Raw genomic sequence first — 21270 nt, forward strand, 5'->3', positions numbered from 1 at the left:
AGAAGACCGCCGGAGACAACCGGCTGGCCGGAAAAAATGTTTGTGAAAGGAACTACCTCTAATGGCTAGATCAGCTACGGCGCGTGTCGCCACCCATGAAGTTGCCGCTGCGAAAGAGAGCTTCGCTGCGATGCTCGAGGAATCGTTGGGCTTTGCCCAAGGCCTCGAAGGTTCGGTGCTGAGCGGCACCGTTGTCGCCATCGATGGCGAATTTGCCCTGGTCGATGTCGGCCTGAAATCCGAAGGCCGCGTGGCCTTGCGTGAATTCGGCGGCCCGGCTGGCAAGGCCGAGATCAAGATCGGCGATGTGGTCGAGGTGTTCCTCGAGCGCATGGAAGACAAGAACGGCGAAGCGATGCTGAGCCGCGAGAAGGCGAAGCGCGAAGAAGCGTGGACCGCCCTCGAAAAGCAGTTCAAGGACAATCAGCGCGTCACCGGCGTGATCTTCGGTCGCGTGAAGGGTGGCTTTACGGTCGACCTCTCCGGCGCCGTCGCCTTCCTGCCCGGCAGCCAGGTCGACATCCGCCCGGTGCGCGATGTGGGCCCGCTCATGGGCACGCCGCAGCCGTTCCAGATTCTCAAGATGGATCGCGCCCGCGGCAACATCGTTGTCTCGCGTCGCGCTGTCCTCGAAGAGAGCCGTGCGGAAGCCCGCAGCGAACTCGTGGCCAACCTCAAGGAAGGCCAGGTTCTGCAGGGCGTCGTGAAGAACATCACCGATTACGGTGCGTTCGTTGACCTCGGCGGTGTCGATGGTCTGCTGCACGTTACCGATATCGCGTGGCGCCGCATCAACCATCCGTCTGAAGCCCTGCACATCGGCCAGAACGTTAATGTTCAGGTCGTGCGCTTCAACCCGGAAACCCAGCGCATCAGCCTCGGCATGAAGCAGTTGGAAGCCGATCCGTGGGAAGGCGTTGCCGCCAAGTATCCGGTCGGTGCGAAGCTGAAGGGCCGCGTCACCAACATCACCGACTACGGCGCGTTCGTCGAACTCGAGCCGGGCATCGAAGGCCTGGTCCACGTCTCCGAAATGAGCTGGACCAAGAAGAACGTGCATCCGGGCAAGATCGTTTCGACCAGCCAGGAAGTCGAAGTGATGGTCCTGGACGTCGATCCGACCAAGCGTCGTATCAGCCTTGGCCTGAAGCAGTGCATGGACAATCCGTGGTCGTCCTTCATTGACAAGCACCCGGCCGGTTCCGAACTCGAAGGCGAGATCAAGAACATCACCGAATTCGGTCTGTTCGTCGGTCTCCCCGGCGATATCGACGGCATGGTCCATCTCTCGGATCTCGATTGGGATCGTCCGGGCGAAGAAGCCGTCCAGGATTACAAGAAGGGCCAGATGGTCAAGGTGAAGCTGCTCGATGTCGATATCGAGAAAGAGCGCATCAGCCTCGGCATCAAGCAGCTCAAGAAGGACACCTTCGCTGAGTCTGCCGGCACCATGAAGAAGGGCGACGTTGTCACCTGCACTGTCACCGCGGTCACCGATGGTGGTCTCGAAGTGACGGTCGGCGACGGCATCCCGGGCTTCATCAAGAAGGTCGACATTGCCCGCGAACGTGGCGAGCAGCGTCCGGATCGTTTCGCCGTCGGCGAGAAGGTCGATGCCAAGATCACCCAGAACGACGCCAAGACTCGCAAGCTCACGCTTTCGATCAAGGCGCGCGAGATGGAGGAGGACAAGCAGGCGATGGCCGAATTCGGTTCGTCCGATTCGGGCGCCAGCCTTGGCGACATCCTGGGTGCGGCCCTCAACAAGGCCAAGAAGACCAAGAAGGGCGACGACGAATAACTCTGAGTCGAGTAATTTTGTTGCGTCCTTGATGCTGTAACAGTGTCAAAACGGGTTAAGACGGGCCGGGAAGGGCAACCTTTCCGGCCCGTCGCCGTTCTAACTGCCCCTATCCGCCAAAAAACATAGAGAAATGAGCGGCTTATCCTTGACGAGGCCGATTTTTCCCGGCACGCTTGCGCGCAATATGGGCAGGGGATGCGCCCATGGTCTTGGCGGGCAAGGTAAATGACCGTTAGGGGCCGCGGGCGGATGGGGACCGAAAACATGACCAAATCGGAATTGATTCTGCGCATTGGCGAGCTTAATCCGCATCTTTATCACCGGGATGTGGAGCGCATCGTCACGGCCATTTTTGAAGAGATAACCAATGCGTTGGCCCGGTCGGACCGGGTCGAGCTGCGCGGCTTTGGCGCCTTTTCCGTGAAGGAACGCGACGCCCGCAAGGGACGCAATCCCCGGACCGGCGAAACCGTCGCGGTCGAGGAAAAAGTGGTACCGTTCTTCAAGACCGGCAAGGAACTGCGCGACCGCCTGAACAGCCGTGCGGAGCCAGCGCCGAAAGCCGCCGACTCAGCCAATCCTGGCCAATCGGCGATGGGCCAGCCCGGCAAGGAGCCCGGAACCGGCAATTGAGCGCCGTTTTCGCGTGGGCCAGCTTGTTGGACGGCGCCGTTGCCAGATAGACAAAAGCGAAGCCCATGAACCGACTCGTCTGGATCATCACCCTGCCCGTGGCATTGCTGGTGATTCTGTTTGCCCTGATGAACCGACAGGAAGTCACCTTGAGCCTGTGGCCGCTGCCCTGGGATATCGGTGCGCCCTTGTTCCTGTTCACGCTGGGCGCCATCGTCTTCGGCTTTCTGTTCGGCGCACTCGCCACCTATGTTTCTGGCGCCACGACCCGGCGCAAACTGCGCGGCGCCAAGCGGGCACTTGCCGACAAAGAGGATGAGCTCGCGATCCTCAAGCGGAGCCAAGCTTCAGCTACTCAGGCATCAGGCGTGCCTTCTGGCCAGCAGATCCTCCATAGACCACCGACCGCCCTGCCGCCGGCGGCGTGACGTCTCGCAGAATGCGATGTCCTATCGAGCGATGCCAACTCTCGTCGACGCGAAGAATGCCGGCCGGCAAATTAACGAGCTATTAGGCGTCGTCGCCTAACGTTTGGCGGGGAATGGATTTCTCGTGCCGGGGATGTGTTCGTGATTCCACTTTGCAACGCATCAGGTCCTGACACGGGCCGATCTCCAGAACGCGTCGGGCAGCGCCTCTCAAGCGATCAAGTGAATGGTGTTTCACGGCACGTCGCGCGGCCGCGGTCCCGCTGCAACTCTATCGACATGACCGGTCAGTTTCTCATGCATTGCTTTGTCGTTGGTTCAAGTACCTCGGCCATTGCAAACGGAGCACGAGCCAAGGGGATCGGGTCATGAGAAATTTTCTCGCCCGTTATCCCCTGAGCCCATTTCTCTTGGCGCTCGATCTCTTCGTGCCTCATGCGGCTGGGAACATGACCCAGCTGGAACCGTACGAAATCGGTGTCGTGGCAGTAATCTTGTTGGCTTTCGCGTCAATCCTGACCGTGCTTCTGTTGTTTCTGGTCGGTACGTGGCAGCGGGCTGCAATCTGTGCCACGGCAGCGATCTATGTCCTCTTTATCGTACCGTCGGCGCTGGCGCTGCCAGGGGCACTTGGAGTCTTTGGATGGCTGGTCCAGTTGATCGTCATGGGGCTGGTGGTGTGGCTGATCATACAGTCGCGTCGGTCATCGAGCGACTATCGCCTGGCCAACATCGTCATCAACAGCGTGTTGATTGGCCTCTTGGCCTTCCCGACATTCCTGATTGCCGAGGGCACCTATCGGCTGGCTGGTGCAAGGCCTGCACCAAGCGAGCTGTTTCCCGATCTTCCGGCCGGTGTAGCAAAGGCAGACGATCCCGACATCTGGCATTTTGTTCTGGATCGATATGCCGGTGCCGAAACACTGAAAGACATCTATGGCTACGATAACGGCCCGTTCCTGGCAGCCCTACGCACGCGCGGATTTTCCGTTGCCGAGCGGGCCGCCGCCAATTATCAGCGCACGGCGCCATCGCTTGCATCGACGCTCAATCTGGATTTCCTGACTACCTTTTCCGAGCGCTCAGCCATCATGCAGGACGATCTCGTGCCGCTCTATCGCACCATCAGGAACAATCGTGCGGAGCGTTTTCTGCGGGCGCTCGGATATCACCTCTATCATTTTGGACCCTGGTGGGAGCCGACCCGGCACAGCGATCTCGCAGACACGCATGTCAATTATCTGGATATGCCGGACTTCCTGCGTTTCACGCTGGAACGGTCAATCCTCAGCCATATCGCGGCTCTGACCGGCATCATTCCCGGTGATGGACGTGCCGATCAGTGCCGGCGTCTTCATTTTCAGCTCGATGAGTTGGATCGTCTGGCTCAACAGCCCCCGCGACCGGGCAAGAAGCAGGTCTTTGCCCATCTTCTGCTGCCGCATCCCCCCTTTGTGGTTGACGCAGATGGCCGATGCAAGAGCCTGGCCGAGGTGCAATCCATGACGCGGCAGCAGAATTATGTGGCTCAGGTCCGCTATGCCAATACGCGCATGCTGGCCTTGCTGGACCATATTGCCGCAAATGGCCGGCCGTCGGTGATCATCCTGCAATCTGATGAAGGTCCCTGGCCGGAAGAACTTGCCGGTGACGAGCGGCCGATCGGGTTGGATACGACAAATGCGGATTGGGCGAGAGCCAACACCAAGCAACTGCGCGAAAAAATGCTGATCCTCTTGGCAGTTAGAGGTGTTACGCCGAACGATGTGCAACTCACGGCGACAACAACGCCTGTCAACGCCGAACGCCAAGTCTTCTCGCACTATTTTGGTCTTGATTTACCGCCCTTGCCTGACAGCAGTTTCCTGTTTCTGGACCGGAGCCATCCCTACCGTTTTCTCGATATCACGGATCGTCTGCATTGAGTTGTCATGCCATGTGCCGCTGGCTCGAGGAGAGCAGGAAAAAGGGCGTCGGAGGATGGGTGGCTTTTATCGTACATGCCATCGATCGACACGTAGGCGCGGTGCATATTGCGTATCATACTCGACGCGCCTATTGTTGTGCCGCTTTGGGGAAATTTGAAACAGGTCGGACATGATTGTGCGTTGCCTGGGTTTTGCCGTCTGGATGATGATCGGCTTTTTCGCCTTCGGGGTGGCGACGGCGCAGGCCTATCTGGACCCCGGCACCGGCAGCATGATTCTGCAGGCGATCATCGGTGCGGTGGCCGGTGCGCTGATCGTGATCAAGCTCTATTGGTACAAGCTGGTCAGCTTTTTCAAAAATCGATCCGCCACCAAGACGGATATGCGCGATCCCGATAAGGATGGCCAGTGACACCTGCCGCACGCGACCCGGGATCGTTTCGCGATCCTAGCGGCCATGTCTATGAACTTGATGGGCGGATCCTGCGCTCTGTGAATCCGGTCGCGGCCGACAGTTATCGCGCCTTGCGCGATTCGGGACTGCTCGCTGCGCTGTCGACGCAAGGCTTGCTGCTGCCGGCCGTCGAGTGTGATCCGGCCAGCGTGAGACTGTCGGATGCCAGCCCCGAATATCTGCTTGAGCATCCGCGGGTGCCGTTCATTTCCTATCCCTATGAATGGTGCTTCGCTGCCCACCGCGCAGCAGCCCTGCTGCATCTCGATCTCCATCTCGCTGCCTTGGCGGGCGGCTTCACGTTGAGCGATGCCAGCGCCTACAATGTGCAGTTTCAAGGACCCCGGCCGGTCTTTATCGATCTCCTGTCGTTGCGCCCCTATCGGCCGGGCGAAATCTGGGCCGGGCATCGCCAATTCTGCATGCAGTTCCTCAATCCGCTGCTGTTGGAAACGAAGCTCGGAATCAATCCGCAGGCCTGGTTTCGCGGCCAGCCGGAAGGCATCGATCCTGTCGATCTCGCCAAACTGCTGCGCTGGCGCCACCTATTTTCCTTTACGGTCTTCGCGCATGTCGTGTTGCAGGCGCGCTTCCAGGCGAAAGCGGTGGCGACCGACCAACGGGCAACCACCAGCCTCAAGCGTGCGCAGCTGCCAGCAGCTGCGTTCAAGAACATGTTGCTTTCCTTGCGGAGCTATATTGCCGGGCTCGACAGGCCAGTGGCCCGGACCGTGTGGGCGGATTACGCCGGCAATACCAGCTACTCGGCGCAGGAAGCAGAGCAGAAGCGGCGCTTGGTTGGCGAGATGGTCGCGGCGGTGAAGCCGGCGACACTCATCGATCTCGGATGCAACACCGGTGATTATGCTGCCTTGGCGCTGGCCAGCGGCGCACAGGGCGTGATCGGGTTTGACTTCGATCTCGGTGCGCTCGATCAAGCCTTCGCCCGCGCCACCCGCGAGAAGCTGAATTTCCTGCCGCTCTGGCTCGATGCTGCCAATCCCAGTCCCGACCAGGGCTGGGGACAGCGTGAGCGCAAGGGCTTTGCCAGCCGCGCCAAGGCCGATGGCCTGCTGGCCTTGGCTCTCATTCATCATCTGGTCATCGGCCGCAACATTCCGATGGACGATGTGGTCGCGTGGCTGATCGCCATGGCCCCACACGGCATCATTGAATTCGTGCCGAAGGGCGACCCTATGGTACAGCGACTGCTTGCGCTGCGTGAAGATATCTTTCCGGATTATGACGAGGTCGCCTTTCGCGCAGCGGTCGAACGCCGGGCCCGCATTCGCCGTGCCGAAAGATTGTCCGAAGGCGGTCGCCTGTTGGTCTGGTATGAAACCACAGCCCAGCAAGGAAATGGCCAGCCGGGACATATGCCGTGAGCGCGGCACCCGCTGCCGACCGTGTTGACGGCTTCTTTTCCCGCATACCCTATCATGTGGTCCTGCTGCCAATCTGCTTCACGCTGGCCCCCTTTGCCAGCAACCGCTTTGAAGCTGAGCTCGCTGGCGTCATTACCGTCATGCTTGCGCTGGTGCTTGGGGCGCTGCTGCTGCTGGTGATCCTGCGTCGGTTGTTTCGCAGCTGGCGCAGTGCCGCAGCTGCAACGAGCGCCATTGCCCTCTATCTGCTTTATGAGCCGAGCCTGTTGTTCCCGCTCATTCCCAGCAACGGGCTCAGCGTGGCGATATTCGGCGCTGCCACCGTCGCCCTGCTGATTGCCCTCATGCGCCTTTGGCGCAGTCGCGGGCGTCTGGCCAATCTCACCCTCGTGCTCAACATCATCGTGCTGGTGGCACCATTGCCGGATCTTTGGACGCTGGCGACTTGGTATGCTGGCAACCATGGCGCAGGTGTTGCCGCGACGGACATATTTCCAGACCTGCCGCGAGCGTCGCAGATGCCGATCGACGCGCCTGGGCAGCCTGACATCTGGTATTTCATTCCCGACCGCTATGCCAACGCAGCCAACATCAAATCGTATTACGGCTTCGACAACACTGCCTTCCTCGACACCCTGCGGGCCAAGGGCTTTACCGTCATCGACAATGCCCATGCAAACTACCAACGCACGGCCGTGTCGATGACGTCGCTGCTCAATCTCGACTATCTGGACGAATTCAGCCGCCATACGGAAATCGATGGCCACGACTGGCATCCACTTTACCGTGCCTTGACGGACAACCGCGTCAGCCGCTTCCTGCACGGCGCCGGCTATCGCATCCATCGTTTCGGCCCGCATTGGGAGCCGACTAGGCGCGACCCCTACGCGGACGAACATCATAACGTCTTCGATATGCCGGAGTTCGCCCAGCGTGTCTTGACCGTCACGGTGCCGGGGCAGTTGGCCTATGCGACCGGGATCGGGGCGATTGACGGTTGGTATGCGCATTGCCAGCGGCTGCAGCGGCAATATGACGGCTTGGTCGATCTCGCGGGTCGCGATGAACGCAAATATGTACTGGCACACCTCCTGGTCACCCATCCACCCTTCGTCATGACGGCGGACGGAAAATGCCTCTCGCGTCCGCAGGCCGCGGTCCGGCCGAAAGGCCAGGACTATGTCGACAGCGTCAAATATGCCAACGCACAGTTTACGCGCCTGATCGATGCCATTCTCGCCGGCCCGCGGCCAGCCATTATCGTGCTGATGGCAGATGAAGGACCGTGGCCGCAGGACATCAGGCTGCTGAAAGGTGGCAGCTTCGCCAGCAGCGAGATGGTGGATTGGTCAACCATGACGGAGAAGCAGCTCGATTTCAAAACCGGTATCCTGATGGCCATCCATTTGCCGGCCGGCACACCGACGGCCGATGCCACCAGCGATCCGTTCCCGCGTTCACCGGTCAATGTCTTTCGCATGATTTTTCGCAGATACTTCGATATGAAGCTACCGCCGCTGCCTGATCGCTATTTCATCTATCACAGCGATGAGGCGATCTATGATTTCATCGACGTGACGAATCGATTGCCAAGATAAGGGCCCACCCTAGCCGGGCTTACCCAGCCCGCACGCCGCCCAGGACCTGCAGCACGATGCCGCGAATGGTGAGATCGGCGGTCCAGGGAAAGGCGCGGATTTCGGTCTGCGCCAGCAACGTATCGACCAGCGCCTCATCCAGGCTGCGCCGCATCTCGGCTTCCATCTGTGCATAGCCGCGGACACCGCTGCCGGTGATGAGGATGAGATCGGGTCCGATGAGAGCAATGAGGTTGGAAAGTCCATAGCCCAGGGCACGGCCGGCTTGCTGGAACAGGCTGGTGGCGACGCTGTGGCCGCTCTCTGCCAATTCCACCAAGGCCTGCATCTGCTCTTCGGAAGGATGCAGCGCATCTGTGTTGGGCAGGTCGAGCATGGAGCGGGCATCACGATAAAGCGCGTAATCGCCAACAAAACTCTCAATGCAACCGCGCCGGCCGCAATGACAGAGCGGACCGTCGATCTGGTATTTGGTGTGGCCGAATTCCGCGCCGGCACCGGAACTTGCGGAATGCAGCTTGCCGCCCAGAATGAGGCCCATGCCGATGCCGGTGCCCAGCATCACCACGGCGAGGTTCTCGACAGCCTGCAGTTCGGCGCGGTGACGGATGGCAAGCGCAATGCAATCGGCATCGTTCATGGCGATGACCGGCAGGTTGAAGCGCCGCGCGATCGGCCCGGCGATGTTGACGTTGCGCACGGCGAGGGCCGGTGACCAGACCAGCGTTTCGTTCTTGTGCACCAGGCCTTGGACGGCAAGACCGATACCGGTCAGCGGCCCGAACTCCGCCGGGATCGCCGCGATGCAGGCCTCGATCATGTCCTCGAACGCTGTCACCAGTTCTTCTGCCGACAGCTCCAGCGTGTTGAGCGCGCGGGCAGTGACCTTGCCGATGCCGCCGGCAAAATCACCCAGCGTCACCTCGATGCGGTTGATGGAAAGCTTGACCGCAATCATGCAGGCGGCGGTCGGGGTCAGTTCGATCATCACCTTGGGGCGCCCGCGCCCGCGTCCGGCATCGTTGCCGGGCGCCTCGCGAATGAGGCCGTCGCGCATCAATTCGCCGGTGATGGCGGAGATGCTGGCGGGACTCAAGCCCACGATCCCGCCAAGATCGACGCGCGCCAAAGGCCCATGCAGCCGCACTGCTTGCAGAATGCGGTGGCGATTTGCCGGCTGGCTATGGTCGAGCTCGATCTTGTCCATCACATGCTTTCGCGGCCCGGAACGGCGGGGAAATCCGTCTGATGACGGTCCTTTTATTTCATAGATCGAATGAAATCGAGCTTAATTCGACGACGCAAGAGGTTAATTAGTCCGATAAATCTTATTGCAGATGCGAAATGGACAAACTGCTTGACGCAAACGCGAACAGCGGGCGATATTAATTTCGCCTTATGAAAATAATGGTCCAAAAATAAGAGATCGGGGCAAACCCGGCGACCGACGGCTGGCACGGCGCCATCCGCGATAAATTTATCTCTGGGAGGAGATCTGTGATGAAGAATTTTCTGGCCCGTCCCTTCGGACGGCGTGTTGCCCTGGCTGTCCTCGGCGCAGGATTCCTGACCGGTACATCGCTCATCAGCCTGCAGGCCGCGAAAGCCGAAGGCTTGGTTGTCGGCGTCAGCTGGTCGAACTTCCAGGAAGAACGCTGGAAGACCGATGAAGCAGCGATCAAGGCTGTGCTCGATGCTGCCGGCGCCAAATACATCAGCGCCGATGCGCAGAGCAATCCGTCGAAGCAATTGTCCGACATCGAAAGCCTGATCAGTGGCGGTGCCAATGCGCTCATCGTGCTGGCGCAGGATTCTGCGTCGATCGGCCCGGCCATCACGGCGGCCACCAATGCCGGCATCCCGGTCATTGGCTATGACCGTTTGATCGAAGATCCGGCTGCCTATTACCTCACCTTCGACAATAAGGAAGTGGGCCGTCTGCAGGCTGCCGGCGTCTTTGCCGTCCAGCCCAAGGGCAATTACGTCTTCATCAAAGGAAACCAGGCCGACCCCAATGCGGACTTCCTGCATGAAGGCCAGCTCGAAGTGCTGAAGGCTGCCATCGACAAGGGCGATATCAAAGTGGTTGGCGAACAGTACACCGACAATTGGGACCCCGCCGTCGCCCAGCGCAACATGGAACAGATCCTGACGGCCGCCGACAATAAGGTCGACGCCGTCGTGGCTTCCAATGACGGCACCGCCGGTGGCGCGATCGCGGCCCTCACCGCGCAAGGCCTCGCCGGCATCCCGGTCTCCGGCCAGGATGGCGACAAGGCAGCTTTGAACCGTATTGCCTTGGGCACCCAGACGGTCTCCGTCTGGAAGGACTCGCGCGAACTCGGCAAGGCCGCGGCCACCATCGCCGTCGATCTCGCCAAGGGTGCCAAGCTCGCCGACGTGCCGGGTACCGTGAAATGGAAGAGCCCCAAGGGCGTCGAGATGAACGCCACCTTCCTGAAGCCGGTTGCTGTCACCCGCGACAATCTCGATGTCGTGATCACGGCCGGCTGGATCACCAAGGACGAAGCCTGCCAGGGTGCCGATGCTGCTAAAGTCGCGGCCTGCAAATAAGCCTGACGCCCATCCGATCCGGGGTTGCCAGCATGGGCAGCCCCGGATTTCTTTTCTGCACCACAAGAATCTGAAGAATTTATGCCATGAACGCAGTCAGGAGCATGTTTGCGCGGCTGGAGATCGACGAGCGCCTGCTCGGCATGATCCTGTGCCTGGTGGGAATCTGGATCGGCTTCCATTTCCTCTCCGACGGCCGTTTCATCACGCCGCGCAATCTCTATAACCTGTCGCTGCAGACGGCCTCGGTCGCCATCATGGCGATCGGCATGGTGCTCATCATCATCATCCGCCAGATCGATCTTTCGGTGGGCTCGATGCTGGGTGTGACCGCCATGATCGTCGGCGTCATCCAGACCTTCTGGCTGCCGCAGCTCCTGGGCGGCGGCCATCCGCTCATCATGATCATTGCCGTCGTGAGCGGCATCGCCATTGGTGCGGCCTTGGGTGGCCTCAACGGATTGCTCATCGGCTATCTCGGTATTCCTTCTTTCGTCGTCACACTGGGCGGCCTCCTCATCTGGCGCGGTTGTGCCTGGTGGGTGACGCAAGGTCAGACCGTGGCGCCGCTCGACGAGAATTTCACCCTGTTGGGTGGTGGCGTCTACGGCACGATCGGCGAAACGGCAAGCTGGGTCTGCGCCATCATCGCCGCGATCTTCATTGCCGTGGCGGCACAACGCCGCCGCCGCCGTCATATCTCCTTCGGCTTCCCGGTGCGGCCGGCCTGGGCGGAATTCGCCGTCGTTGCCGCGCAATGTGCGCTGCCCATCGGTTTTGCCGCCGTCATGAACGCCTATGAAATGCCGGCGGTCGCGGCCCAGAAGCTCGCCGAAGCCAAGGGCTGGGACGTGCCGGCGGACGGACTCCACATCTTCATGGGCATTCCCATTCCGGTCCTTATCCTGATGGCGCTGGCAGTCACCGTGTCCCTGCTGCTCAACAAGACGCGCTTTGGCCGCTATGTCTTCGCCATGGGCGGCAATCTGGAAGCGGCGGAACGCGCCGGCATCAACACCAAGCGCATGACGGTCTGGGTGTTCGTGCTCATGGGTGCCCTGGTCGGCGTCTCAGCCATCGTGGCGTCAGCGCGCCTGCAATCGGCCGGCAATTCCATCGGCCAGCTGGATGAGCTGCGCGTCATCGCGGCAGCCGTCATCGGCGGCTGCACGCTGGCCGGCGGTGCCGGCACCATCTCGGGTGCCATCCTCGGTGCCATCGTCATTCAAAGCTTGCAGAGCGGCATGTCATTGCTCGGCTACGACGCATCGTTGCAGAACATCGTCACCGGTCTCGTGCTCGTGATCGCGGTCTTCATCGATCGCCTTTATCAGCAACGCCGGCCGGGTTGAGGGGAGACAAGATCATGACCGCACCCCTCGTTGAAATGCGCAACATCTCGATCAGCTTCGGCGGTGTGCGTGCCGTCGACGATGTCAGCATCGATCTGCAGCCGGGCGAAGTTGTCGGCCTCCTGGGCCACAACGGCGCCGGCAAATCGACGCTCATCAAGATTCTGTCCGGCGCCTATCAGGCCGACAAGGGCGAGATCCTGATCGACGGCAAGGTGGCAGATATCCGTTCCTCGCGCGATGCCCGCGACCATCGCATAGAGACGATCTATCAGAACCTCGCCTTGGCCGACAATCTCGACGCCTGCGCCAATCTGTTCCTGGGACGCGAGATCACCAGCGCTGGCCTCCTCGACGAACCAGCGATGGAGGCAGCGGCGCGTAAGGTCATCGGCAGACTCAATCCCAATTTCAAGAAGTACCACGCGCCGGTCTCGGCCCTATCGGGCGGGCAGCGCCAATCGGTCGCCATCGCGCGCGCCGTCCATTTCGACGCCCGCATCCTCATCATGGACGAACCGACCGCAGCCTTGGGCGTCCAGGAAACCAAGATGGTGGCCGAGCTCATCCAGCAGCTGAAGCGCGAAGGCATCGGCATCTTCCTCATCAGCCACGATCTCCACGACGTGTTCGATCTCTCGGACCGCCTGTCGGTAATGAAGAACGGCAAACTGGTCGGCACCGTTCGGACAAAGGATGTCACCAAGGATGATGTGCTCGGCATGATCATCCTGGGTAAGCAGCCGGGAAGTGTCGCAGCTTAATCCGCCGCCGCCAGGAACTCATCCAGCAGCACGTTGATGGCGTCGGGCTGATCAAGCTGCGGCCAATGGCCGGTGCCCTCGATCTTCTTGAAGGGCAGGTTGGACACAAGGTTTTGCAACGACGCTGGTGTTTCGTTGAAGGCCGTGATGACGGTGAGCTTCGGTCCCTCATAGTGCCGCAGCGGCGTCACTGGGTCGAAGCTGAGCAAACCCTGCAATGCCTCGACGTTGGTGGTCTTTTGTGTCGCGCGCAGGCCAGCAAAGAGCTGCTCGCGCACGGCCGGGCCGGACGGCCCCATGATGCTGCCCCAATATTGTTCGATGGTCGCCAGATAGGCGTCGGAGCGCAAGGCCGCCATCAGCCCATCGGCTTGTTCCGTCGGAATGCTGCGGCCGTCCGACGCGGGGTCGAGCAGGAACAGGCCCGCGACCCGATCCGGATGCGCACCCGCATAGGCGATGGCAACGAAGCCACCCATGCCGGGAACTGTAAAGTCGCCGTCAGCCGGCATCGCCGACTTGCCATGGCCACGCAGATCGATGGCGATGGCGCGGCGGGTCTTGCGCAGATGCTGGAGTTGTGCGGCCCAATGGGTGGTGGCCCCCGCGGCGGAATGGATGAACATCACCGGCAGACCGCCGGCGCCATCTTTCGGCCCGCCATCATCGACAAACAAATCGCCAGCCGGTCCCTTGATCATATCGTCCTCGCTTGCTTGTGCGCCGGAGCCTGAACGCTTGATCGTCGGCAAGAGTGCCAAAATCATGTCCGTGCGCTGTCCGGTCATCTGAGATGCCATAGGTTTAGCGCAAACCAGTGACAGGTTTTGGCAGCAGTCTGCCACGATGCCGGTGATTTCCGGAAAAGGTTAATATTCCCGTCCTGCACGGCGGGCGCAGAAGACTGCAATGATTGACTCTCCCCCCCAAAACGCCTAGTTTCCGGCCGCTTTACCGAATTTGGCAGAGCCTTTGGCCCCGAGGGGCCCCGCCCGTCTGCGAGTCTCGCACACGGGCGTGAATGCGTTTTGGGCCATCGGCCTGACATTCAAGGCATTGACTGGATTGGGAAATTTAACGGAACACGCATGTTCGAGAAGCTGAGTGAACGGTTAGGCGGGGTACTCGAGAAGCTGACCAAGCGCGGTCAGTTGTCCGAGGCTGACGTCGATGAGGCGCTGCGCGAAGTGCGCGTGGCGTTGCTCGAGGCCGACGTCGCTCTGCCGGTGGTGAAGGATTTCATTACCCGCGTCCGTGTCGAAGCGATCGGCGAGAAGGTCGTCAAATCGATCAGCCCCGGCCAGATGGTCATCAAGATCGTCCATGACGAGCTGATCCATGTGTTGAAGCCGGCGGAGGGCGAGAGCGCTGGCCTCGACCTCAACCATCCGTCGCCGGTGCCCATTCTGATGCTGGGCCTGCAGGGCTCCGGCAAGACCACCTCGACCGCCAAAATCGCGCGCCGCTTTGCCGAGAAACAGGGCAAGAAGGTGCTGATGGCGTCGCTGGACACGCGCCGTCCGGCAGCACAGCAGCAGCTCGCCATCCTCGGCGAACAGACCGGCGTGAAAACGCTGCCCATCGTGCCGGGTGAGCCGCCGGTTGCCATCGCCAAGCGCGCGATGAACACGGGCCGCCTCGAAGGCTATGACATCGTCATGCTCGATACCGCGGGCCGCCTCGCGATCGATGACGAACTGATGGCCGAAGTGGTGGCGATCCGCGATGCGGTGAAGCCGCATGAAAGCCTGCTGGTCGCCGATGCCATGACCGGCCAGGATGCGGTCAACACGGCAAAGTCCTTCCAGGACAAGGTCGGTATCACCGGCATCATGCTGACGCGTATCGACGGCGATGCGCGCGGTGGTGCGGCACTCTCGATGCGCGCCGTCACCGGCAAGCCGATCAAATTGCTGGGTACGGGCGAAAAGCTCGACCAGCTCGAAGATTTCCACGCCGACCGCGTCGCTGGCCGCATCCTCGGCATGGGCGATATCGTCTCCCTCGTCGAAAAGGCGATGGAGGCCACGGAGCAGGCGGAAGCCGAAAAGCTTGCCCTCAAGATGCAGAAGGGCCAGTTCGACTTGAACGATCTCGCCCAGCAGATGAAGCAGCTCCAGAAGATGGGCGGCCTCGGTGGCATCGTCGGCATGCTGCCCGGCATCGGCAAGATGCAGAAGCAGCTCGAAGGCAAGGTCGACGACAAGGTGGTGAAGCGGTCGCTGGCCATCATCTCGGCGATGACGCCCAAGGAACGCCGCGTCCCCGACATCATCAAGGCCTCGCGCAAGACCCGCATCGCCAAGGGTGCCGGTGTCCAGGTGCAGGATGTGAACAAGCTTTTGAAGCAGCACCAGGAGATGGCGCGCATGATGAAGCAGGTCTCGAAGATGGGCCAGAAAGGCCTGATGCGCCACGGCATGGCGGCCCTGATGAAGGGTGGCCCAGGTGGTGGCATGGGCGGCGGCTTCGGGGGGATGCGATGATCGATCACGTTTCCGTCGGCGTCAGCGACTTGAAGAAGGCGCGCGAATTCTACGATGTCGTGTTCCTGGCGCTCTCCTACGTGCGCGTCCATGACGTTGAGATTCCGGGCCAAGGCATGGTCGCCCATGGTTATGGCGAGGCCGGCAGCTCGGCACGTTTCTGGATCGGCGTCCCAGATAAGATCGATCCTGCCCACAACCGCACCAGCGGAAATCATTTCGCCTTCCAGGCCAAGTCGCGCCTTGAGGTCGATGCGTTCTATCTTGCGGCCATTCGTGGCGGCGCCAAGGATAATGGCGCCCCCGGTATCCGCGCTCACTACCACCCGAATTACTACGGTGCCTTCGCCTTTGATCCCGACGGGAACAAGATCGAAGCGTGCTGCCATCTTCCCGAATAATACGAGCTGCCAAGTTTTGAATCTGAAAGGAGAACTACCCTCATGTCGTTGAAAATCCGTCTCGCCCGTGGTGGCGCCAAGAAGCGTCCGTTCTATCGTATCGTCGTGGCCGAAAGCCGCTTCGCCCGCGATGGCCGCTTCGTGGAACGTATCGGCTCCTACAACCCGATGCTGACCAAGGAAGATCCGAACCGCGTCTTGATCGAAGTCGAACGCGCCAAGCATTGGCTCTCGAAGGGTGCCCTGCCGACCGAGCGCGTGCAGCACTTCTTCGCCAAGCTGGGCCTTATGGAAGCGCCGAAGCGCCATGACCAGACGAAGCAGGACAAGCCGAAGGCAAAGGCCCAGGAGCGCGCCAAGGTGAATGCCGAAGCCGCTGCCAAGGCTGCTGAAGCCCCGGCCGCTGAAGCCTGAGCCAAGCAGACTCTAAGTGGGTGAGAAATCGGCAATGGTTCTGATGGGTGCGATCATCGGTGCGCATGGCATCAAGGGCGAGGTGAAGGTGAAGTCCTTCGCCGGCACGCCTGCTGCCATCGCGACCTATGGTGCCTTGTCGGATGCCAAGGGCCGGTCCTTCGATCTCGCTTTGGTCGGCAAGGCTACTGCTGGCAAGGATGTCCTCATCGCTCGCATCGCAGGTATCGGCGATCGCAATGCAGCCGAGGCGCTCAAGGGCGTCGAGCTTTATGTGGCGCGCGATCGCCTGCCACAGATTGCCGGTGACGAGGAATTCTACCTGGCGGATCTCATCGGTCTTAATGTTGTCGACCAGCATGGCGCGGCCTTGGGCCGCATCGTGTCGGTCGAGAATTACGGCGCTGGTGATGTGCTGAGTGTCGAGGGTGGCCCCAAGGGTGCTTTCGACGTCGCCTTCACCCGCGCCCTGGTGCCGGTGGTTGATGTGGCGGCACGCCGCGTCGGCCTCGACCTGCCGGACGGCTTCTTCGACCGTCCTGAAGGTGAACCTGAGTCTGATGATGCCATGTCTGTTGTGAACTAGGGCCAAGCGGAGGTGACGGTAGCAGCCAATCCTTGGACGGCCCGCATTCTGACCTTGTTCCCGGAAATGTTTCCGGGCCCGCTCGGTCAGAGTCTTGCCGGCAAGGCGTTGGAAAAGGGTATCTGGCGGTTGGAGGCGATGCAGATCCGGGACTTTGCCACGGACAAGCATCGCACGGTCGACGATACCCCCTTCGGCGGCGGTGCCGGGATGGTGATGCGGCCCGATGTGGTTGATGCGGCTCTGTCCGCAGCAACCGCGGACAATTTAGGGCCAGCGATCTATCTCACGCCCCGCGGGCGCCTGCTGACGCAGGAACTGGTGGGGCAGCTGGCGGCGGGACCGGGTGTTGTCGTGGTCTGTGGCCGCTACGAAGGGTTGGACGAACGGGTGATCGAGGCGCGGCAGTTGATCGAGGTGAGCCTCGGCGATTTCGTGCTCTCGGGTGGCGAACCGGCCGCCCTGGCCTTGATCGATGCCTGCGTCCGCTTGCTGCCGGGTGTCATGGGTGCCGAAGCGACGTTGGACGAAGAGAGTTTTACGACCGGGCTGCTGGAATATCCGCATTACACCAGGCCGGCGGAATGGAATGAGCGTGCGGTGCCCGAGGTGCTGATGTCCGGGCATCACGAAAAGATCAAGGCCTGGCGTCAAACCCAGGCCGAGGAGACGACAAGATCGCGGCGGCCCGATTTGTGGGACGCCTACCAGAAACGCGGAGCCTGAGGGCGCTGCTGAACCAAAACGATGTGTGAAAGCATATCGACAAGTTGAAAGAAGAAAGGACCAAGACCATGACCATGTTGCATGATTTCGAAGCCTCGCAGCTGACCAAGCTGCAGACTGCCAGCAAGGTGCCGGATTTCCGCCCGGGCGATTCCGTGAAGGTGAGCGTGAAGGTCGTCGAAGGCGAGCGCGAGCGCGTTCAGGCTTTCGAAGGCGTCTGCATCGCCCGCAAGAATGCCGGTGTGAACTCCTCCTTCACCCTGCGCAAGATCTCGTATGGTGAGGGCGTCGAGCGCGTCTTCCCGCTGTTCTCGCCGCGTCTGGTGAGCATCGAAGTGGTGCGCCACGGTGAAGTCCGCCGTGCGAAGCTCTATTACCTCCGCGGTCTCCGCGGCAAGGCGGCGCGTATCACCGAGCGCGCCCAGGTCCAGGCCGACAAGACGACCGAAGCAGCCGGCGAGTAAAGACGCCGAGGGGTTAATGCGCCGGGATAAAACCCAGCGCGTAAACGCATGGCTGGCCGGTAGAAAAATCCGGCCGCCATCGTTAAATACTCTGGTTATGTATCTACCTCGTCCTTTCTCTCTGCGGTCGTCCCGAATTGGGACGACCGCAGGATGAGCAAAGGATTTCGGCAATACCGGCTCTCAAGCTTGCGGGGCCCCGAGGACGTAAAATGGCGAAGACGCTGTTCGACAAGATCTGGGAAAATCATCTGGTGCATCGCCAGGATGACGGCACTTGCCTCATCTATGTCGACCGGCACCTCGTGCATGAAGTGACCTCGCCGCAGGCTTTCGAAGGCCTGCGCATGACCGGCCGCAAGGTGCACCGGCCGCAGGCAACGCTTGCGGTGGCCGACCACAATGTGCCGACCTCGGACCGCTCCAAGGGCATTGTCGAGGTCGAAAGCCGCATCCAGGTCGAAACGCTCGAACAGAATACGCGCGATTTCGGCGTTCCCTATTTTTCGATGGACGATATCCGCCAGGGCATCGTTCACATCATCGGGCCGGAACAGGGCTTCACCCAGCCGGGCATGACCATCGTCTGCGGCGATTCGCATACCTCGACCCATGGTGCCTTCGGTGCCTTGGCGTTCGGCATCGGCACCTCGGAAGTCGAACATGTGCTGGCGACCCAGACGCTCATCCAGCGTCCCGCCAAGAACATGCGCATCTCGGTCGAAGGCACCCTGCTGCCGGGCGTCACCGCGAAGGACGTCGTACTCGCCATCATCGGCAAGATCGGCACCGCGGGCGGCACCGGCTATGTCGTCGAGTTCGCCGGGTCGGTGATCCGCGGCCTCTCCATGGAAGGCCGCATGACGGTCTGCAACATGACGATCGAAGCCGGCGCCCGTGCTGGCCTCATCGCCCCGGACGAGACCACGTTCGAATACATCAAGGGCCGCCCGATGGCGCCCAAGGGTGCTGCCTGGGAACAGGCCGTGGCCTTCTGGAAATCCCTGCCGTCGGATCCCGACGCCAAGTATGACGTCGAGATCGAGCTCAAAGCCGCCGACATCATCCCGCAGGTCACCTGGGGCACCAGCCCGGAAGACGTGCTGCCGATCACAGCCAAGGTGCCGAACCCGGCCGATGTCGCCGACGAAGACAAGCGCCGGGCCATGCAGCGTGCGCTCGATTATATGGGCCTCACGGCTGGCATGCCGTTGACCGAGGTCAAGATCGACCGCGTCTTCATCGGCTCGTGCACCAATGGCCGCATCGAGGATCTGCGCGAAGTGGCAAAGCTTGCCGCCGGCCGCAAGGTGGCAGCCCATGTCAATGCAATGGTGGTGCCGGGCTCCGGTCTGGTGAAGGCGCAGGCGGAAGCCGAAGGCCTCGACAAGATCTTCATCGAGGCCGGCTTCGATTGGCGTGAGCCGGGTTGCTCGATGTGTCTTGCCATGAATCCGGACAAGCTGGCGCCAGGCGAACGTTGCGCCTCGACCTCCAACCGCAATTTCGAAGGCCGTCAGGGCCGCGGTGGCCGCACGCACCTCGTCAGCCCTGCCATGGCAACGGCTGCCGCGATCACCGGCCACCTCGCGGACGTCCGCGAACTGCGCTGATCTTCTGACGCGTCATCCCCGGGCTTGACCCGGGGATCCGCTATGGCAGTTGAAGCTGTGGATGCCCGGGTCAAGCCCGGGGATGACGAATGAAGCTATAGTCGCTCCACCACGACCTTATCCCCCGGCCCCATCGCACTTAGAATCTTCTCCAGATCATCCCGCTTGAAGGCGACGCAGCCTTCGGTCGCTCGATAATCATCATGGGCGAGATGGACGAAGACGGCGCTGCCCATGCCTTTGACCACCGGATCGTCATTGTGGCCGATGACCAGGATCAGGTCATAAAGATGATCGTCGCGCCACAGCCGCTCATGGCTGGCGGCATAGGGCAGGGCCACGGCGCGATTATACGCCATGTCGTCCGGCGCATCGCACCAGCCATCATCCTCTTCGATGATCGTGACCGGCACCTTTGTCTTTGGCGCTGCGCCTCTGTCGGCGCGCACCAACAGGCGCCGCAGCGGAAAGGCGCCGACCGGTGTCCCGCCATCGCCTTCGCGCTTGTCGGCGATGATGCCACTGCGTCCTAGGGCGCAGCGATAGCGCTGCGCGCCCAGCGTCGCCCAGCCTTGGCGTGCATCGGGTGCATCGGCAGTGACGATGAGATCCATCCCAATCTCCTGCAGTGCGGGCACTTCTTAAGGCGTGAGAACAAGACCTTCTTGTGCCACCACGGTGCCGGGCCGCGCGCGGGCAGATTCGGCGGCGATCTGGTCCATGAAATTATCGTCATGGCTGGGATCGTGGTGGAAGATCACCAATTGCTTGGCGCTGGCCGCATCGGCAAGACGCGCACCTTCCTGCCAGGTTGAATGGCCCCAGCCCGCGAACTGGGTGTATTCGTCGTCGGTATAGGTGCTGTCATAGATGAAGATATCCGCGCCGCGGATGAGGTCGATGATGCCGGCATCGAGCTTGCCCACATGATGCTCGCAATCGGTCACGTAGCAGATCGACTTGCCGTTCCAATCGACGCGGTAGGCGGTCGCACCGTTGGGATGGTTGAGCATGCAGGTGCGCACGAACAGGCCGGGCCTGGGCTCCAGCGTCTCGCCGGCCGTGAAATCATGATAGATCGGCTTGGCGCTGAAGATCTCCAGCGGCACTGGGAAGATCGGTTCCGACATCAGGTTGGACAGCGCATCTTTGAGCTTCAGCGGGGGTGCCAGATGACCGGACCACAGGCGGATCTTGCTCTTGGGCTGGTAGAGCGGCGCAAAGAAGGGCAGGCCGATGATATGGTCGAGATGCGTGTGGGTGAAGAAGATGTCGGCCTCGCAGGAGCCATGGGCTGCCAGCGATTTGCCGAGGGCGCGAATGCCGGTGCCGGAATCGAACACCAGGACATGCGGGCCAGCGCGTACTTCGAGGCAAGAGGTATTGCCGCCGTAGCGCACATATTCTGGACCGGAACAAGAGAGGGAGCCACGCACTCCCCAAAAGCGAACGGAGAAATTATCCGCCGAGACACCACGTGATTGCGACAAAACACTCAATCCTTTTTCGGCGTCCCCGTCTATTAGACCGCCATCCCGTAACGTCCGGTTTCACCCTTCTACCCGGCGCGGCCGAATGATGGCATTGTTTGCGCCGCTTGCAAAGTGAAGCGGTAAGCTTTTGTCCCTATTCATTTTGCTCGACCGTGACCGGTTCCCAT

21 protein-coding genes are annotated in these 21270 nt (G+C 61.1%); 17 read left to right on the top strand and 4 right to left on the bottom strand.

Annotated elements, in window-relative coordinates; genetic code table 11:
• Positions 1–61 precede the first annotated feature (61 nt).
• The 7 genes from rpsA to AC1DWZ_RS07030 all read left to right on the top strand — a co-directional run bounded on the left by rpsA (position 62) and on the right by AC1DWZ_RS07030 (position 8230).
• On the top strand, positions 62–1801 hold the full coding sequence (rpsA, locus tag AC1DWZ_RS07000) for a 30S ribosomal protein S1 (protein ID WP_477168152.1): 1740 nt from the start codon (positions 62–64) through the stop codon (positions 1799–1801).
• A gap of 267 nt (positions 1802–2068) precedes the next feature.
• On the top strand, positions 2069–2437 hold the full coding sequence (gene ihfB, locus AC1DWZ_RS07005; protein ID WP_477168153.1) for an integration host factor subunit beta: 369 nt from the start codon (positions 2069–2071) through the stop codon (positions 2435–2437).
• Positions 2438–2502: 65 nt separating this feature from the next.
• On the top strand, positions 2503–2865 hold the full coding sequence (locus AC1DWZ_RS07010) for a LapA family protein (RefSeq protein ID WP_477168154.1): 363 nt from the start codon (positions 2503–2505) through the stop codon (positions 2863–2865).
• 368 nt (positions 2866–3233) lie between these two features.
• Positions 3234–4790: a hypothetical protein gene (locus tag AC1DWZ_RS07015; RefSeq protein ID WP_477168155.1), complete on the top strand. Its 1557-nt coding sequence runs from the start codon at positions 3234–3236 to the stop codon at positions 4788–4790.
• 172 nt (positions 4791–4962) lie between these two features.
• A complete protein-coding gene (locus tag AC1DWZ_RS07020; protein ID WP_477168156.1) occupies positions 4963–5205 on the top strand; it encodes a hypothetical protein in 243 nt (80 codons plus the stop codon).
• The gene (locus tag AC1DWZ_RS07025; protein ID WP_477168157.1) at positions 5202–6632 is read left to right on the top strand and encodes a class I SAM-dependent methyltransferase; all 1431 of its coding nucleotides are present in this window, start codon (positions 5202–5204) and stop codon (positions 6630–6632) included. Before AC1DWZ_RS07020 ends, AC1DWZ_RS07025 begins: the two co-directional genes overlap by 4 nt.
• On the top strand, positions 6629–8230 hold the full coding sequence (locus tag AC1DWZ_RS07030) for a hypothetical protein (protein ID WP_477168158.1): 1602 nt from the start codon (positions 6629–6631) through the stop codon (positions 8228–8230). The genes AC1DWZ_RS07025 and AC1DWZ_RS07030 overlap by 4 nt, the downstream gene beginning before the upstream one ends.
• 19 nt (positions 8231–8249) lie before the next feature.
• Here the strand turns inward: AC1DWZ_RS07030 and AC1DWZ_RS07035 are convergent, their stop codons facing one another.
• On the bottom strand, positions 8250–9437 hold the full coding sequence (locus AC1DWZ_RS07035; RefSeq protein WP_477168159.1) for an ROK family protein: 1188 nt from the start codon (positions 9435–9437) through the stop codon (positions 8250–8252).
• 293 nt (positions 9438–9730) lie between these two features.
• Between AC1DWZ_RS07035 and xylF the strand changes: the two genes are divergently transcribed.
• The 3 genes from xylF to AC1DWZ_RS07050 all read left to right on the top strand — a co-directional run bounded on the left by xylF (position 9731) and on the right by AC1DWZ_RS07050 (position 12920).
• Positions 9731–10804 (top strand): D-xylose ABC transporter substrate-binding protein, encoded by a 1074-nt coding sequence (gene xylF, locus AC1DWZ_RS07040; RefSeq protein ID WP_477168160.1) that lies wholly within the window; start codon positions 9731–9733, stop codon positions 10802–10804.
• 86 nt (positions 10805–10890) lie between these two features.
• Positions 10891–12156: a sugar ABC transporter permease gene (locus tag AC1DWZ_RS07045; protein WP_477168161.1), complete on the top strand. Its 1266-nt coding sequence runs from the start codon at positions 10891–10893 to the stop codon at positions 12154–12156.
• Positions 12157–12170: 14 nt separating this feature from the next.
• On the top strand, positions 12171–12920 hold the full coding sequence (locus AC1DWZ_RS07050) for an ATP-binding cassette domain-containing protein (protein WP_477168162.1): 750 nt from the start codon (positions 12171–12173) through the stop codon (positions 12918–12920).
• Here the strand turns inward: AC1DWZ_RS07050 and AC1DWZ_RS07055 are convergent.
• Complete coding sequence (locus AC1DWZ_RS07055; protein WP_477168163.1) at positions 12917–13708, bottom strand: alpha/beta fold hydrolase; 792 nt, start codon at positions 13706–13708, stop codon at positions 12917–12919. The genes AC1DWZ_RS07050 and AC1DWZ_RS07055 overlap by 4 nt on opposite strands.
• A gap of 300 nt (positions 13709–14008) precedes the next feature.
• Between AC1DWZ_RS07055 and ffh the strand changes: the two genes are divergently transcribed.
• The 7 genes from ffh to leuC all read left to right on the top strand — a co-directional run bounded on the left by ffh (position 14009) and on the right by leuC (position 19610).
• A complete protein-coding gene (gene ffh / locus AC1DWZ_RS07060; protein ID WP_477168164.1) occupies positions 14009–15406 on the top strand; it encodes a signal recognition particle protein in 1398 nt (465 codons plus the stop codon).
• Complete coding sequence (locus tag AC1DWZ_RS07065) at positions 15403–15807, top strand: VOC family protein (protein ID WP_477168165.1); 405 nt, start codon at positions 15403–15405, stop codon at positions 15805–15807. The genes ffh and AC1DWZ_RS07065 overlap by 4 nt, the downstream gene beginning before the upstream one ends.
• A 42-nt stretch (positions 15808–15849) precedes the next feature.
• On the top strand, positions 15850–16221 hold the full coding sequence (rpsP, locus tag AC1DWZ_RS07070) for a 30S ribosomal protein S16 (RefSeq protein WP_477168166.1): 372 nt from the start codon (positions 15850–15852) through the stop codon (positions 16219–16221).
• A gap of 16 nt (positions 16222–16237) precedes the next feature.
• Positions 16238–16807 (top strand): ribosome maturation factor RimM, encoded by a 570-nt coding sequence (gene rimM / locus AC1DWZ_RS07075; RefSeq protein WP_477168167.1) that lies wholly within the window; start codon positions 16238–16240, stop codon positions 16805–16807.
• Between the two features lie 12 nt (positions 16808–16819).
• A complete protein-coding gene (gene trmD / locus AC1DWZ_RS07080) occupies positions 16820–17533 on the top strand; it encodes a tRNA (guanosine(37)-N1)-methyltransferase TrmD (protein WP_477168168.1) in 714 nt (237 codons plus the stop codon).
• A 68-nt stretch (positions 17534–17601) separates the two neighbouring features.
• Positions 17602–17997: a 50S ribosomal protein L19 gene (rplS, locus tag AC1DWZ_RS07085; protein WP_477168169.1), complete on the top strand. Its 396-nt coding sequence runs from the start codon at positions 17602–17604 to the stop codon at positions 17995–17997.
• 212 nt (positions 17998–18209) lie between these two features.
• Entirely contained in the window at positions 18210–19610 is a 1401-nt protein-coding gene (gene leuC, locus AC1DWZ_RS07090; RefSeq protein WP_477168170.1) for a 3-isopropylmalate dehydratase large subunit, read from the top strand.
• A gap of 95 nt (positions 19611–19705) precedes the next feature.
• Here the strand turns inward: leuC and AC1DWZ_RS07095 are convergent, their stop codons facing one another.
• Positions 19706–20224 carry a L,D-transpeptidase family protein gene (locus AC1DWZ_RS07095; protein ID WP_477168171.1) on the bottom strand — a complete coding sequence of 173 codons (519 nt, stop codon included), beginning with the start codon at positions 20222–20224 and terminating at the stop codon, positions 19706–19708.
• A 27-nt stretch (positions 20225–20251) separates the two neighbouring features.
• Positions 20252–21100, bottom strand: coding sequence for an MBL fold metallo-hydrolase (locus tag AC1DWZ_RS07100; RefSeq protein WP_477168172.1), 849 nt, complete (start codon positions 21098–21100; stop codon positions 20252–20254).
• Between the last annotated feature and the right edge of the window lie 170 nt (positions 21101–21270).

It is taken from the genome of Dongia sp. P2_B8 (assembly GCF_056404715.1).